Source organism: Brevundimonas vesicularis NBRC 12165, assembly GCF_001592205.1.
Classification (GTDB): domain Bacteria; phylum Pseudomonadota; class Alphaproteobacteria; order Caulobacterales; family Caulobacteraceae; genus Brevundimonas; species Brevundimonas vesicularis.
Map to the genome: position 1 here is coordinate 16971 of NZ_BCWM01000004.1, position 14143 is coordinate 31113.

General features: G+C 67.9%; 12 protein-coding genes and 1 tRNA gene. 11 read left to right on the plus strand and 2 right to left on the minus strand.

The window, feature by feature from the left end:
* Positions 1-178 precede the first annotated feature (178 nt).
* Both BVE01S_RS04030 and BVE01S_RS04035 read left to right on the plus strand, forming a co-directional pair.
* The gene (locus tag BVE01S_RS04030) at positions 179-1360 is read left to right on the plus strand and encodes an acyl-CoA dehydrogenase family protein (protein ID WP_066624658.1); all 1182 of its coding nucleotides are present in this window, start codon (positions 179-181) and stop codon (positions 1358-1360) included.
* 4 nt (positions 1361-1364) lie between these two features.
* Complete coding sequence (locus BVE01S_RS04035) at positions 1365-2483, plus strand: acyl-CoA dehydrogenase family protein (RefSeq protein ID WP_066624660.1); 1119 nt, start codon at positions 1365-1367, stop codon at positions 2481-2483.
* An 8-nt stretch (positions 2484-2491) separates the two neighbouring features.
* Here BVE01S_RS04035 and BVE01S_RS04040 read toward each other — a convergent pair whose 3' ends face one another.
* On the minus strand, positions 2492-3811 hold the full coding sequence (locus BVE01S_RS04040; RefSeq protein WP_066624664.1) for an Hsp70 family protein: 1320 nt from the start codon (positions 3809-3811) through the stop codon (positions 2492-2494).
* A gap of 391 nt (positions 3812-4202) precedes the next feature.
* Here BVE01S_RS04040 and BVE01S_RS16715 point away from each other — a divergent pair, with 391 nt between their 5' ends.
* Genes BVE01S_RS16715 through BVE01S_RS04070 form a run of 8 tightly spaced genes read left to right on the plus strand, consistent with a single transcriptional unit; the run spans position 4203 to position 12922 of the window.
* On the plus strand, positions 4203-4292 hold the full coding sequence (locus BVE01S_RS16715) for a potassium-transporting ATPase subunit F (RefSeq protein ID WP_105625212.1): 90 nt from the start codon (positions 4203-4205) through the stop codon (positions 4290-4292).
* 18 nt (positions 4293-4310) lie between these two features.
* Positions 4311-6020 (plus strand): potassium-transporting ATPase subunit KdpA, encoded by a 1710-nt coding sequence (gene kdpA, locus BVE01S_RS04045; RefSeq protein ID WP_066624667.1) that lies wholly within the window; start codon positions 4311-4313, stop codon positions 6018-6020.
* 18 nt (positions 6021-6038) lie between these two features.
* Positions 6039-8105, plus strand: a complete 2067-nt coding sequence (kdpB, locus tag BVE01S_RS04050; RefSeq protein WP_066624670.1) for a potassium-transporting ATPase subunit KdpB — start codon at positions 6039-6041, stop codon at positions 8103-8105.
* Positions 8105-8260, plus strand: a complete 156-nt coding sequence (locus BVE01S_RS16720; protein ID WP_153923133.1) for a hypothetical protein — start codon at positions 8105-8107, stop codon at positions 8258-8260. Before kdpB ends, BVE01S_RS16720 begins: the two co-directional genes overlap by 1 nt.
* Complete coding sequence (locus BVE01S_RS04055) at positions 8253-8969, plus strand: TorF family putative porin (protein ID WP_066624675.1); 717 nt, start codon at positions 8253-8255, stop codon at positions 8967-8969. Before BVE01S_RS16720 ends, BVE01S_RS04055 begins: the two co-directional genes overlap by 8 nt.
* Positions 8970-8979: 10 nt before the next feature.
* On the plus strand, positions 8980-9558 hold the full coding sequence (gene kdpC / locus BVE01S_RS04060) for a K(+)-transporting ATPase subunit C (protein WP_066624678.1): 579 nt from the start codon (positions 8980-8982) through the stop codon (positions 9556-9558).
* A complete protein-coding gene (locus BVE01S_RS04065) occupies positions 9559-12231 on the plus strand; it encodes a DUF4118 domain-containing protein (RefSeq protein WP_066624681.1) in 2673 nt (890 codons plus the stop codon).
* 7 nt (positions 12232-12238) lie between these two features.
* On the plus strand, positions 12239-12922 hold the full coding sequence (locus BVE01S_RS04070) for a response regulator (RefSeq protein WP_066624684.1): 684 nt from the start codon (positions 12239-12241) through the stop codon (positions 12920-12922).
* A gap of 142 nt (positions 12923-13064) precedes the next feature.
* On the opposite strand, the gene BVE01S_RS04075 is transcribed toward BVE01S_RS04070, so the two are convergent.
* Positions 13065-13154: transfer RNA gene (locus tag BVE01S_RS04075), tRNA-Ser, on the minus strand.
* Positions 13155-13259: 105 nt separating this feature from the next.
* Here BVE01S_RS04075 and BVE01S_RS04080 point away from each other — a divergent pair.
* Complete coding sequence (locus BVE01S_RS04080) at positions 13260-14108, plus strand: septal ring lytic transglycosylase RlpA family protein (RefSeq protein ID WP_066624990.1); 849 nt, start codon at positions 13260-13262, stop codon at positions 14106-14108.
* Positions 14109-14143: the final 35 nt, after the last annotated feature.

Below are 14143 nucleotides of genomic sequence, written 5' to 3' on the forward strand. Positions count from 1 at the left end.
AGCCTGATTCACGGCATCAGCGGAATCGCGAAGCGATTCCACTGATGCCGATCAGGCTCTAGGTGATCGGCATTCAGGTTTCGCTTTCTAAGGCGGGGATTTCCTGGATAAGGTCATTCCCAACGATGTCTCGCATCGGTTTCGGCCGGTCAGCGACGCACGCCATGGGAGACGAGGAATGACCGATCTGGAGCAATTCCGCGCCGAGACGCGCGCCTGGTTGGAGGCGAACTGCCCGGCCGAGTGTCGCGGTCCGATGGCCGACGACGAGATGATCTGGGGCGGGCGAAATCCCACGTTCAAGACCCCGGCGCACAAGCAATGGCTGGAGCGAATGGGCGCGCGGGGCTGGACGGCGCCGGAATGGCCCAGGGAATACGGTGGAGGCGGCCTCAGCCGCGAGGAGGCCAAGGTGCTGGCCTCCGAACTGCGCCGCATCAAGGCCCAACCGGCCCTGGCCAGTTTCGGCGTCTGGATGCTGGGCCCGGCGCTGCTGGCCTTTGGGACGGAAGAGCAGAAGAAGCGTTTTCTGCCCGAGATCGTGCGCGGCGAGGTCCGTTGGTGCCAGGGCTACTCCGAGCCAGGCGCGGGGTCGGATCTGGCGTCCATCCAGACGCGGGCCGAGGATCGGGGCGACCACTGGATCGTCAACGGCCAGAAGATATGGACCTCCTACGCCGACAAGGCCGACTGGATCTTCTGCCTGGTGCGGACGGACCCCGAGGCGCCCAAACATCTGGGCATCAGCTTCGTGCTGTTCGACATGAAGACGCCGGGCGTGACGACGCGGCCGATCACCCTGATTTCAGGCAAGTCGCCCTTCTGCGAGACCTTCTTCGACGATGTCCGGGTGGAGAAGGAAAACCTCGTCGGGACGCTGAACCGGGGCTGGGACGTGGCCAAATATCTGTTGGCGCACGAGCGGACCATGATCGGCGCGATGGGCGAGGTCGGCGGCGGGCGGCCGGTGGGGCAGGTGGCGTTGGACGCCATCGGCGCCGACGAGGCCGGCCGACTGGACGAGCCTATGCTGCGCGCGCGGATCGCGGATCTGGAGATCGACGCCGCCGCCTTCCGTCTGGCGATGGAGCGGGTCGGAGATCAGGTGAAGGCCAAACAGGCGCATCCGGCCATCGCCTCCATGCTGAAATATTACGGCTCCGAGCTGAACAAGCGGCGCCATGAGCTGCTTATGGCGGCGGGCGGGGTCGATGCGCTGGAATGGGAGGGCGAGCGGTCGCATGACGGCAAGACCGCGCGCGACTGGCTGCGGACCAAGGCCAACTCCATCGAGGGCGGCACCAGCGAGGTTCAGCTGAACATCATCGCCAAACACCTGCTGCAACTGCCGGGAGCGTGAGACGATGCCGCTGATCCTGACCGAAGAACAGACGATGTTGCAGGACGCCGCCGACGGCTTCCTGAACGAACGGGCGCCGATCGCCCATCTGAGGAAGCTGCGGGACGAGCGTGACGCCGATGGGGTGTCGCGCGACCTGTGGCGGGCCTTCGGCGAGATGGGCTTCGCCGGCGTCATCATCCCCGAGGCGCTGGGCGGCATGGGGCTGGGCGCGGTCGAGGCCGGCGTGATCGCCGAGAGCCTGGGCCGCACCCTGACGCCGTCGCCGTATCTGGGATCGTCGATTCTGGCGGCCAAGGTGCTGATTGACGGCGGTTCGCAGGTGCAGCAGGCCTGGCTGCCCAGGATCGCGGCGGGCGAGGCGATCCTTTCGCTGGCGGTGGAAGAGGGCGCCAAGCATGCGCCTTCCCGGATCACCACGCGGGCCGAGCGAGCGGGCAATGGTTTCAGGCTGAATGGCGCCAAGGCCTTCGTGCTGGACGGCCATGTGGCCGACGCCCTGATCGTCGTCGCGACGGCTGAGGAGGGGACGACGCTGTTACTGGTCGATCCGGCGACGGCGGGCGTCGATATCGAGCGCACGGTGATGGTGGATGCGCACAATGCGGCGCGGATCACGCTGACTGATGTGGCGGTCGACGCCGATGCGGTGATCGGCGCGGTCGGGGGCGGGGAGGCGCTGCTGGATGGCGCGCTGAACCTGGGGCGGGCCTGCGCGGCCTCCAGCCTGACAGGTGCCGGCGATCAGGCGTTCAAGACGACGATGGACTATCTGCGGACCCGCAAACAGTTCGGCAAGCTGATCGGCGAGTTCCAGGCGTTGCAGCACCGGGCCGCGCATCTGTTCTCGGAGCTGGAGCTGGCGCGCGCGGCGACGATCGGCGCGCAGATCGCCATCGACGAAGGGCGCGAAGACGCGCCGCTGGCGGCCTCCATCGCCAAGGCCAAGGCGGGGCGGGTCGCCGAGCTGGCGGTGCAGGAGGCGGTTCAGATGCACGGCGGCGTCGGCATGACCGACGATTTCGACGTCGGCCTGTTCATGAAGCGGGTGCGGGTGCTGAACGAACTGCTGGGCGACGCCGGCTTCCACGCCGAACGGGTGGCGCGGGCGCAAGGGTTTTAGGGCGGGATTTAGACCGCCTTTTCGCTCCACAGGTCCAGATCCGTCTCGCGCCCGATCAGGGCCAGGCCGGCGGCGATGGATTCGAACTCGCCGCCCGTCTCGATCCGCTCGGCGCCGAAGCGGTTCTGGAAGAGCGCTCTTACGGCCGGCACGAAGGAGGTGCCGCCGGTCAGGAAGACGCGGTCGATGGCGTCGGGCGCCAGGCCGCTGCGGGCCATCGCCTGATCCACCGCCCCTTCGATGGCGGTAAGTTCCGGCGCGATCCAGCGTTCGAAATCGGCGCGGGCGACCGGCTTTTCGATATGGACACCGCCGGCCTGGAACAGGAAGGTCGCCTGGTCGTCAGCTGACAAGGCCATCTTCAGCGCGGACACGGCGCGATACAGATCATGGCCGTGGTTGTCGTCCAGCACCTCGATCAGGCGCTCGATCTTCTCCGGCTCCAGCGCGGTGCGGGCCAGGGCGCGGATGTCGCGCATGTCGCGCGAGGCCCGTAGCAGAGCCAGCTGATCCCAGCGGGCGAAGGCGGAATAATACCGCTGGGGAATCGGCAGTTGTTTGCCGACGGAGCTGTACAGACCGCCCTTGCCCAGTTCGGGCGAAACCAGCTGGTCGATGATCCGGTAGTCGAAGGCGTCGCCCGCCACGCCCACGCCGGAGCGGGCCAGCGGCGTCGAACGCAGGCCGTCGGGCGTATGTTCGAACCGTATGATGGAGAAGTCGCTGGTGCCGCCGCCGAAGTCGGCGACCAGGACCGTTGCGTCCGCCTTTAGCTGACGCGCGAAATAGAAGGCGGCGCCGACAGGCTCGTGCGCATATCGGATGTCGGTGAAACCCAGTCGCTGAAACGCCGTCTGATAGCGCGACAGGGCCAGGGTCTCGTCTGGATTGCCGCCTGCAAAGGTGACGGGACGGCCGACGATGACGGCGGGCGGGGCGTCCGTCAGTGCGTCGCCGGCATGGTGGCGCAGGCGCAGCAGGAAGGCGGCCAGCAGATCCTCGAAGGCGTAGCGCTTGTTGTCGATCCGGGTCTCGGTGAAGGCGGCGCTGGCGGCGAAGGTCTTGAACGACTGGATGAAGCGGGTCTCCAGCGGGTCCTCGACATAGGCGGCGATGGCCCAGGGCCCGGCCTCGACCACACGCTCGGGCGGCTGGCCGTCCACGCCCGGATGTGTCTGGAAGCTGAGCGCCGAGCGGAAGGTGGTGGTCTGGCCTTCGACCGCGTCGAATGTCACGAGATAGGCGAGGCCGTCCGCATCGGTCAGGGCCACGACCGTATTGGTCGTGCCGAAATCGATCCCGATCGTCATCGGTTTCGTCGCCGTCATGGCAGGGCTCCAGGCAGGGGAGCCGGGTTCCTAACGGCAGACGGGGCAATAGCAAGCCTTATCCAGGACGTGTCATTTCCTGGCGGAAGCTTTTTACGACACCTGGCGCGTCCGAAGACAGGCGGAACTTGACGCTGCCCGCATGTCGGACGGCGCTTCCGTAAGGTGCTTCACGGGGCTCGCAGGCGCCTGCTCGATGCCCGCACAACCGGCCCCTTATGTTTTCCTTATGCGCCGCGCGTGATCCGGAATGGCGCGCTTATGCCTCTCGGTGAGCATTTGCCGTCTCCAACAAGTCGGAGGCGATCGGCATGGCCGATGTGATTTTTCTGGCGGTGGGTGCGGGGGCGTTCGCCGTCTTCGCCTTGCTGGCCACAGCGTTGAAACGGGTATGACGATGATCGCCATGCTCTGGGGGGCGGGGGCGCTGGTCGTCGCCGTTTACATGGTCGCGGCGCTGCTGCGGCCCGAGCGGTTCTAAGGGACCGGGACTAAAATCATGAACATTCAAGGATGGGGCGAGATCGCCCTGACCCTTGGGCTGGCCGTAATGCTCGGCTGGCCCATCGGCGTTTATATGTCGCGCGTCTGGAATGGCGAGCGGACCTGGCTGGACCCGGTGCTGAAGCCGGTCGAGGCCGTCTTCTACGGCGCCGCCGGCGTCGATCCTAAACGCAGCCAAGGCTGGCTGGGATACGCCGGCGCCCTTTTGGCCTTCAACCTGGCGGGCTTTGTGCTGCTGTATGCGATCCTGCGTCTGCAGGGCGTGCTGCCGCTGAACCCGCAAGGGTTCGCAGGCGTGTCGCCGCATCTGGCCTTCAACACCGCCGTCAGCTTCGTGACCAACACCAACTGGCAGAGCTATGGCGGGGAGGCGACCCTGTCGACCTTCACCCAGATGGTCGGCCTGACGGTGCAGAACTTCGTCTCGGCGGCGACGGGCGCGACGATCGCGGCGGCCTTGGCGCGGGCCTTCGTCGCCAATCGCGGCGAGGGCGTCGGCAACTTCTGGGCCGATCTGACCCGCACGACCCTGTACGTCCTGCTGCCCGCCGCCCTGATCCTGGCCGTGGCCCTGTCAGGTCTCGGCATCGTTCAGAGCCTGGCGGCCCATGTGACGGCGACCGGCGTCGAGGGCGGATCCCAGACCTTACCGCTGTTCCCGGCCGCCAGCCAGGTGGCGATCAAACAGCTGGGCATCAACGGCGGCGGCGTCTTCAACGTCAACGGCGCCCATCCGTTCGAGAACCCGAACGCCATCACCAATCTGCTGACCGCCGTGGCGATCAACGTCATGGGCTGGGCGGCCTTCTTCGCCTTCGGCCGCACGGCCATGGCGGGACGCGACATCCGCGCCCTGGCGGCGGCCGCCCTGATCCTGCTGAGCGTCGCAAGCGCGGCCATGTATGTGATCGAGACCCAGCCGGCCCCGGCCCTGGTCGCGGCCCAGGTGGACGCCTCGGTCAATATGGAGGGCAAGGAGGTCCGCTTCGGCGCGCCCGCCTCGACCGTCTGGTCCGTGGTCACGACCGGCGCCTCGAACGGGTCGGTCAACTCGATGCACGCCAGCTTCATGCCCTTGGGCGGCGGGTTGCAGATGTTCCTGATGCAGTTGGGCGAGATCCTGCCCGGCGGCGTCGGTTCGGGCATCGCCATCATGGTCGTCATGGCCCTGCTGTCGGTCTTCGTCGCCGGCCTGATGGTCGGGCGCACCCCGGAATATCTGGGCAAGAAGATCGAGGCGCGCGAGATCCAGTTCGCCATGATCGCGGTGCTGATCCTGCCGCTGGCCATCCTGGGCTTCACCGCCGTGTCGGCCGTCTTCCCGGCGGCGCTGGCGGGCCTGCTGAACAAGGGTCCGCACGGCCTGTCGGAGATCCTCTACGCCTACACCTCGGCGGCGGCGAACAACGGCTCGGCCTTTGCGGGCCTGACCGCCAACGCTCCGTGGTGGAACACGACCCTGGGGCTGGGCATGCTGTTCGGGCGGTTCATTCCGGCCGTCGCCGTCCTGGCCATCGCCGGCAGTCTGGTGGTCAAGCCCAAGCTGGCGCCCAGCCCCGGCACGCTGCCGACCGACAATGGCTTGTTCATCGGCCTGCTGATCGGCGTGATTCTCATCCTCGGCGGCCTGCAGTTCCTGCCCGCCCTCGCCCTGGGACCGATCGTCGAGCACTTCCAGGTGCTCGCGGCGGTCGCCGGCGCCTGATCCTTCGGACATCCTGACATGACACAAGTAACTCTGGATCCCCGCGAGGGCGGCCGTGCGTCGCCTCTTGCGGGCGGCCTCTCGGGACAGATGATCGGACGCGCCGTGGGCGACGCCTTCGTCAAGCTGAACCCCGTCAAGCTGATCAACAATCCGGTCATCTTCACCACCTGGATCGTGGCGCTTCTGTCCACGCTCTCGGCCGCTGCGGCCATCGCGAGCGGTCAGTCAGCGGGCTTTGCGGTGCAGCTGGCGCTGTGGCTATGGGCCACGGTCCTGTTCGCCAATGTCGCCGAAAGCATCGCCGAAGGGCGGGGCAAGGCGGCGGCCGATTCCTTGCGCGCCACCCGCGTCACGACCAAGGCCAAGCTGATCGTTGATCCGAAGACCGGCAGCGTGGTCCCGACCAACGCCTCGGAGCTTGAAGTCGGGTCGATCATCCTGGTCGAGGCCGGCGACGTGATCGCCTCTGACGGCGAGATCGTCGAGGGTGTGGCCTCGGTCAACGAGGCCGCCATCACCGGCGAGAGCGCCCCGGTGATCCGCGAAAGCGGCGGCGACCGTTCGGCGGTGACCGGCGGCACGACCGTCGTCTCGGACTGGATCAAGGTGCGCATCACCGCCAAGCCCGGCTCGACCTTTCTCGATCGCATGATCGCCATGGTCGAGGGCGCGGACCGCCGGAAGACGCCCAACGAGCTGGCCCTGGCCGTGCTGCTGGCCGGCCTGACCCTGATCTTCCTGATCGCGGTCGTGACCTTGGTGGGCCTGGGCGCCTATTCCGGCGTCGATCTGGACCCGATGGTGCTGGGCGCCCTGTTCATCACCCTGATCCCGACCACGATCGGGGGCCTGCTGTCCGCCGTCGGCATCGCCGGCATGGACCGGTTGCTGAAGGTGAACGTGCTGGCCACCTCGGGCCGTGCGGTGGAGGCGGCAGGCGACGTCGACACCCTGCTGCTCGACAAGACCGGCACCATCACCTTCGGCAACCGCATGGCGACCGAAGTCATCCCGGTTCCGGGCGTGCGCCCCGAGGCCGCCCTGGCCGCCGCCGTCATGGCGTCGCTCGCCGACGAGACGCCCGAGGGCCGCTCCATCGTCGAGCTGGGCCGCAACGCCGGCGTCTCGGTCGATCAGCCCGCCGGCGCCGTCGCCATTCCCTTCACCGCCGTCACCCGCCAGTCGGGCCTGGACGTCGGCAAGGACAGCTGGAGGAAGGGCGCGGTCGATGCGGTACTGAAGGATCTGAACCTGACCGACGGCGCGGCCCCGGCCGAGTTCCGCCAGGCCGTGGACCGGATCGCCCGTTCGGGCGGCACGCCCCTGGCCGTGACCCAGAACGGCGTCCTAGTCGGCGTCATCCACCTGAAAGACGTGGTCAAGCCGGGCGTGAAGGCGCGCTTCGCCGACCTGCGCCGGATGGGCCTGCGCACCGTGATGATCACCGGCGACAATCCGGTGACCGCCGCCGCCATCGCTTCGGAAGCGGGAGTGGACGACTACCTCGCCGAGGCCACGCCTGAGGACAAAATGCGCCTGATCAAGGCCGAACAGGCCAAGGGTCGCCTGGTCGCCATGTGCGGCGACGGCGCCAACGACGCCCCGGCCCTGGCCCAGGCCGATGTCGGCGTGGCCATGCAGACCGGCGCCCAGGCCGCACGCGAGGCCGGCAACATGGTCGATCTGGACAGCGACCCGACCAAGGTCATCGAGATCGTCGAGGTCGGCAAGCAACTGCTGATCACGCGCGGCGCGCTGACGACCTTTTCGGTCGCCAACGACGTGGCCAAATATTTCGCCATCATCCCGGCGATGTTCGTAGTGGCCCTGCCGTCGCTCGGCGCGCTGAACGTCATGCGTCTGCACAGCCCCGAGAGCGCCATCCTGTCGGCGGTGATCTTCAACGCCCTGGTCATCGTCGCCCTGATCCCGCTGGCGCTGAAGGGCGTCAAATACCGGGCCATCGGCGCCGGCGCGCTTCTGGGTCGCAACCTGCTGATCTACGGCCTGGGCGGCCTGATCGCCCCGTTCGTCGGCATCAAGCTGATCGACCTGCTCATCTCCGGCCTGGGTCTGGCGTGATGCGTCGGGAGGTCTCTCGCATCCTGCAACTCGTCGTGGCGGTGCTGGTCATCGCCGTGATGTGGGGTGTGGCGACGCTGCAGCAGACCGATCCGCGCACGCGCTCCAACCCCATGGCCATTCATCCTGTTCGAATAGAGAAATCCAATGCGTAAATCCTTCTCCAAGGCCTCGGGCTGCAACGACGCCTGGTTCGCCGCCGCCTGTATTGTCGGTCTCGCCGGTCTGGGCCTGTGCAGCGAAGCCAAGGCCCAGGACGTGTCGGCTAACGTCGCCGTCACCTCCGACTACGTCTTTCGCGGCGTCAGCCAAACCCAGGAAAACCCAGCCATCTCGGCCGGCGTCGATCTGACCAAGAACGGTTTCTACGCCGGCGGCTGGGCCTCCAACGTCGATTTCGGCGACGATACGGACGCCGAGGTCGATCTGTATGCCGGCTATCGGCCCGAGGTCGCCGGCTATGCGCTGGACTTCGGGGTGATCGGCTATCTCTACGCCGGTCAGCCCGACGGCGCCGATTATGACTATGTCGAGCTGAAAGCCGCCGCTTCGCGCACCGTGGGTTCGGCCACCCTGGGCGCCGCCGTCTATTATTCGCCCGACTTCTTCGGCGCGGCCGAGGACGAGGCGACCTATGCCGAGGTTAACGGCGCGGTCAGCCCTGCCGACAAATGGACCGTCTCGGGCGCCGTCGGCCGTCAGTGGGTCTCGTCGGACCTGGATTACACCACCTGGAACCTGGGCGCGGCCTATCAGCTGACCGACAATCTGGCGCTGGACCTGCGTTATCACGACACCGATCATCACGACTTCGGCGACATCTACGGCGCACGCGCCGTAGCCACGCTGAAGGCGACCTTCTGAGGCGACGACCATGGTCAACCAACTTCGCCCGGCCCTCGTCATGACGGCCCTGTTCACCCTGCTGCTGGGCCTGGCCTATCCGCTGGCCGTCACCGGGATCGCCCAGGTCGCCTTCCCCGATCAGGCCAACGGCAGCCTGGTGCGCGACCCCGGCGGGCGGGTCGTCGGCTCGTCCCTGATCGGCCAGCCTTTCGTCGGCGCGACCTATCTGCATCCGCGCCCGTCGGCGGCGGGCGACGGCTATGACGCCGCCGCCTCGTCCGGCTCCAACATGGGGCCGCTGAACCCGGACCTGATCGCTCGCGTCGCCGAAAGCGCCCAGACGATCCGCGCCGAGGATGGCTCCGGCGTCATCCCCGCCGATGCGGTGACGACCTCGGGTTCGGGCCTCGACCCGGACGTGTCCCCGGCCTACGCTCGGCTTCAGGCCGCGCGGATCGCCCGCGCCAGAGGCGTTTCCGTGCAACAGGTCCAGAGCATCATCGACGCGCACATCGAGGGGGGCTTCCTGGGCTTCATCGGCCAGCCGCACGTCAATGTCCTGCTGACCAACCGCGCGCTGGACGCCCGCTTCGGGGCGGAGGGCTGATTGCCCGAAACGGCGCCCGAAACGCCCGCGACTTCAGCCGTTCCGCGCCGCAAGCGCGGGCGGCTGAAGGTGTTTCTGGGCATGTCGCCAGGCGTGGGCAAGACCTATGAAATGCTGCGCGCCGCGCGCCGTCGAAAGGCCGAGGGGCTGGACGTCGTCGTCGGCGTGGTCGAAACCCACGGCCGCAAGGAAACGATGAGCCTGCTGCGCGGGCTCGACGTCATGCCGCGCGCGCCCATTGAACACCGCGACCGCGCCTTGATGGAGTTCGACCTCGACGGCGCCCTGGCGCGACGGCCCGAACTGTTGCTGGTCGACGAATACGCCCACTCCAACGCGCCGGGTTCGCGCCATCCCAAGCGCTGGCAGGATGTGGAGGAGCTGCGCGACGCGGGCATCGACGTCTGGACCACGCTGAACATCCAGCATCTGGAAAGCCTGTCCGACGTCATTCTGCGCATCACCGGCGTGCGCCAGCGCGAGGCGGTGCCCGACAGCGCCCTGACCGGCGCCGACGACATCGAGGTCATCGACATCACGCCCGACGACCTGCGGGCGCGTCTGGCCGAGGGCAAGGTCTATGTGCCCGAAACGGCGCGGGTGGCGTCCGAGAACTTCTTCAAGATCGAGAACCTGACGGCGCTGCGCGAACTGGCCCTGCGACGCGCGGCCCAGACGGTGGACGACCAGCTTCTGAGCCACCTGCGCGAGCGGGGCGTGTCGGGGCCGTGGGCGGCGAACGAGCGGATCCTAGTCTTGGTCGGCGGCGACGCCATGACCGCCTCGCTGGTGCGGACCGGTCGGCGGATGTCGGACATGATGATGGACGCTCCCTGGTCGGTGGCCCATGTCGAGCGGCCCAGCGGATCGCGGGCCGACGCCCGCTCGGCGGGACGATTGTCCGAGGCCTTCAAGCTGGCCGAGCAGCTGGGCGGACGGCCCGTGACGATCAGCGGCGACGACGTGGTGCGCGCCGTGCTGGATCACGCCCACCGCAACAACGTCACCCAGATCGTCATCGGCAAGACGCGCGGCGGGCGGTTCGCCGAATGGACCGGCCGGGCCCTGGCGACCGAACTGCTGCGCAAGGCCCAGGGCGTCGCCGTCCACGTCGTGACCGAGGGCGATCTGGCCGCGCCCGAATCGGCGGCCAAGTCTGGCGTCCGGGCGGCGCTGGACTGGCGCGGCTATCCGGCGGGGGCGGGGTTCGTCCTGGCGGCGACGGGCGCGGCCCTATTGCTGGACACCCGGTTCGAGCGGGTCGATCTGGGCGTCATCTATCTGGCGGCGGTGGTGGCGGCCGGGGTGCTGAACGGGCTGCGGCCTGCGCTGGCGGCGGCGACCCTAGCCTTCCTGACCTACAACTTCCTGTTCCTTCAGCCGCGCTACAGCTTCCTGATCGGTTCGCCGACTGACTTCCTGACGCTGCTGCTCTTCTGGGGCGTGGCCCTGGGCACAGGCGCCCTGGCGGGGCGGGTGCGCGAACAGGCCAGAGCCGCCCAGCGGCGCGCCGCCGCCGTCTCGGCCCTGCTGGCCGCCAGCCAGACCCTGTCGGCGGGCCAGGATCGTGCGACCACGGCCCGCAGCCTGGCCGAACAGGCGTCAGCCGCCGCCGGCGCGGGCGCCGTCGTCCTGCTTCCCGACGGCGAGGACATTGTGCTGACGGCGGCCAGCCCAGAGGGCGTGACCCTGGCCCCCGACGCCATGGCCGCCGCCCGCTGGGCCTGGACCCACGGCGAGGTGACGGGCCACGGCACCGGCACCCTGCCGCAGACCCACTGGCTGTTTCAGCCCTTGCAGGGCGTGCGCGGCCGGGCCGGCGTGGCGGGCATCGACGCCTCGGCCGTGGCGGCGGGCTCGGACGAGGAACGTCTGGCCATGGCGTTGCTGGACCAGGGCGCCGTGGCGCTTGAGCGTGCCGATCTGGCCAGTCAGGCGCTGGAGACCGAGACCCTGCGCCGCGCCGATCGTTTCCGCGCGGCCTTGATGAACTCGGTCAGCCATGATCTGCGCACGCCCCTGTCCACCGTCCTGGGCTCGGCGACGACCCTGATCGACTATGGCGCGACCCTGAAGCCCGAGGTCCGCGACGACCTGCTGCTCAGCATCCGCGAAGAGGCGGAACGGCTGTCGCGCTATGTCGGCGACCTGTTGGACATGACGCGGCTGGAGGGCGGCGGGCTGAACGTGCGCACAGACTGGGTGGACGTGCGCGATATTCTCAACGCCGCCGCAGAGCGGGTGGCGCGTCGGCTGGGGACCCGTCACGTGACCCGCGACTTTCCCTCCCAGTTGAGCCTGGTTCTGTTGGACCAGGGTCTGCTGGAGCAGGCCGTCGTCAACATTCTCGAAAACGCCATCGCCTACAGTCCCGACGGCTCGACCATCGAACTGGCGGCCTATGAGGATCGAGGCTCGGTCGTCATCTCCATCGAGGACGAGGGCAGGGGAATACCGACCGCCGAGCTGGAACGGGTGTTCGACAAGTTCCGTCGAATGGAAGAGTCCACCGACCGATCGAAGGGCGCAGGCCTGGGCTTGGCCATATCCAAGGGATTTGTCGAAGCCATGGGCGGCCGTATCGCCGCCGCCAGCCCCATCGCCGACGGCAAGGGCACCCGCATTCTGATCAGCCTATCGAAGGCGATCCCGACCCACCGCGACCTGCTATAGAGCGCCCATGTCCGCCGTCCGCCCCGTGATCCTCGTCATCGACGACGAGCCTCAGATTCACCGCTTCCTGTCGCCTGCGCTGGACGCGGCCGGGTATCAGCCGAAACGAGCGGACAGCGGGCAGGATGGCTTGCGGGGTGTCGCCCTCTGGTCGCCCGATGCGGTCGTTCTGGATCTTGGCTTGCCTGACATGGACGGCAAGGACGTCCTGAAACGCGCGCGAGAGTTCTACGCGGGACCTATCATTGTCCTCTCGGCGCGGGACCGCGAGGCGGAGAAGATCGCGGCCCTCGATCTGGGCGCCAATGACTATGTCGAAAAGCCCTTCGGCATCGGTGAACTCCTGGCCCGTCTGAGGGTGAGCATGCGCGCCTCGATTTCCGAGACCATCGGTCCTGTGACCGCTGGGGACATCTCCATCGACATCGAACGCCGCCGTGTCCGTCGCTCTGGAGAAATCGTCAAGCTGACCCCCAAGGAGTTCGAGGTACTCGCCCATCTGGCCCGCCACCACGGCAAGGTCATCAGCCACGGCGATTTGCTCACGGCCGTCTGGGGCGCCGCTCACGTCAACGACACCCAGTACCTTCGCGTTGTGGTGGGGCAGTTGAGACATAAGCTGGAGGCCGATCCTGCCAGCCCGATATTGCTGCTCACCGAGCCTGGCGTGGGCTATCGGCTGGAAGCCTAATGTGTGCTTGCTGGCACGCAGCCAGAATCGGCGTTTGGCGCGCAAATGACTTGGCGTCGGTGTTAGCACGACCACTTTAGAGGGGTGCAAAGGCGGGTGGCGCCAACCGGCGCTCAGATTATTAAAGTAATTCAATGCGTCTTGGCGGAAGCGGTGGGATTCGAACCCACGGACGGCTCTCACCGTCGCTGGTTTTCAAGACCAGTGCCTTAAACCACTCGGCCACACTTCCTTGCCGCCGCAGCGGAGGCGGACGCCATAGCAGGCGAACGGGTCATTAACCAAAGCGGAAATGTCTTGGGTCATCCTGTTTTCGTATTTTTTGCGAGGCGGGTCGATGACGTTTGGACAGGGAGTGCGCGGCGCGCTGATCCTGGGGCTGTTCTCACTGCTGGCCGCCTGTTCCACCGTTGGCGGGGCGGGCGTGCGCGGGACCGTCGCTGGGCGCGGCGAGGACCGTCCGCCGGTCGTCAAGGACCCTGCGCCGATCGTGTCAGGGACGATGCGGCCCTATCAGGTGCGCGGGCGCTGGTACACGCCCAAGGAACAGCCGGATTACGAAGAGGTGGGGATGGCGTCCTGGTACGGCGACGCCTTCAACGGCCGGCCGACCTCGACCGGCGAGCGGTTCGACATGCATGCCCTGACGGCGGCGCACAAGACCCTGCCTCTGCCCGGTCTGGTCGAGGTGACGAACCTGGAGAACGGGCGGCGGCTGGTGGTGCGGATCAATGACCGCGGGCCGTTCGTGGACAGCCGGATCATCGACCTGTCGCGCGAGGCAGCGAGCGAACTGGGGATGCTGTCGCAAGGCGTGGGGCGGGTGCGGGTGCGCTACCTCGGCCGGGCGCCGCAGCAGGGCGGGGGCACGCTGTTGCGGGCCTCGGCACCGACGCCGCGAGGCGTGGTCCCGGCCAGCACACCTGTCAGCGCGCCGGTTATCGCCCCCTCACCGGTTGCGGTTGCGGAGGTGACGACCTTCTGGGTCCAGGCGGGCAGCTTCTCGGATCAGGTCGAGGCCGGGCGAATCGCCGACAGCCTGAGCGGCTGGGTGCGGGCCGATCGGGGCGCGGGGCGGTTCAACGTCGTGGTGGGGCCGTGGGACAGCGCCAATGCGGCCGAGGCGGCGCGTCAGTCGGTCGTGGCGCGAGGTTATGCGGGCGCCCTGTTGATATCCGGCAGCTGATCGCGCGCGCGGGCTTGCGCCGGGCGGCGTCGGCG

Coding starts and splice junctions, on each gene's coding strand:
- BVE01S_RS04030 (WP_066624658.1), top strand. CDS start 179: ATGACCGATCTGGAGCAATTCCGCGCCGAGACGCGCGCCTGGTTGGAG.
- BVE01S_RS04035 (WP_066624660.1), top strand. CDS start 1,365: ATGCCGCTGATCCTGACCGAAGAACAGACGATGTTGCAGGACGCCGCC.
- BVE01S_RS04040 (WP_066624664.1), bottom strand. CDS start 3,811: ATGACGGCGACGAAACCGATGACGATCGGGATCGATTTCGGCACGACC.
- BVE01S_RS16715 (WP_105625212.1), top strand. CDS start 4,203: ATGACGATGATCGCCATGCTCTGGGGGGCGGGGGCGCTGGTCGTCGCC.
- kdpA (WP_066624667.1), top strand. CDS start 4,311: ATGAACATTCAAGGATGGGGCGAGATCGCCCTGACCCTTGGGCTGGCC.
- kdpB (WP_066624670.1), top strand. CDS start 6,039: ATGACACAAGTAACTCTGGATCCCCGCGAGGGCGGCCGTGCGTCGCCT.
- BVE01S_RS16720 (WP_153923133.1), top strand. CDS start 8,105: ATGCGTCGGGAGGTCTCTCGCATCCTGCAACTCGTCGTGGCGGTGCTG.
- BVE01S_RS04055 (WP_066624675.1), top strand. CDS start 8,253: ATGCGTAAATCCTTCTCCAAGGCCTCGGGCTGCAACGACGCCTGGTTC.
- kdpC (WP_066624678.1), top strand. CDS start 8,980: ATGGTCAACCAACTTCGCCCGGCCCTCGTCATGACGGCCCTGTTCACC.
- BVE01S_RS04070 (WP_066624684.1), top strand. CDS start 12,239: ATGTCCGCCGTCCGCCCCGTGATCCTCGTCATCGACGACGAGCCTCAG.
- BVE01S_RS04080 (WP_066624990.1), top strand. CDS start 13,260: ATGACGTTTGGACAGGGAGTGCGCGGCGCGCTGATCCTGGGGCTGTTC.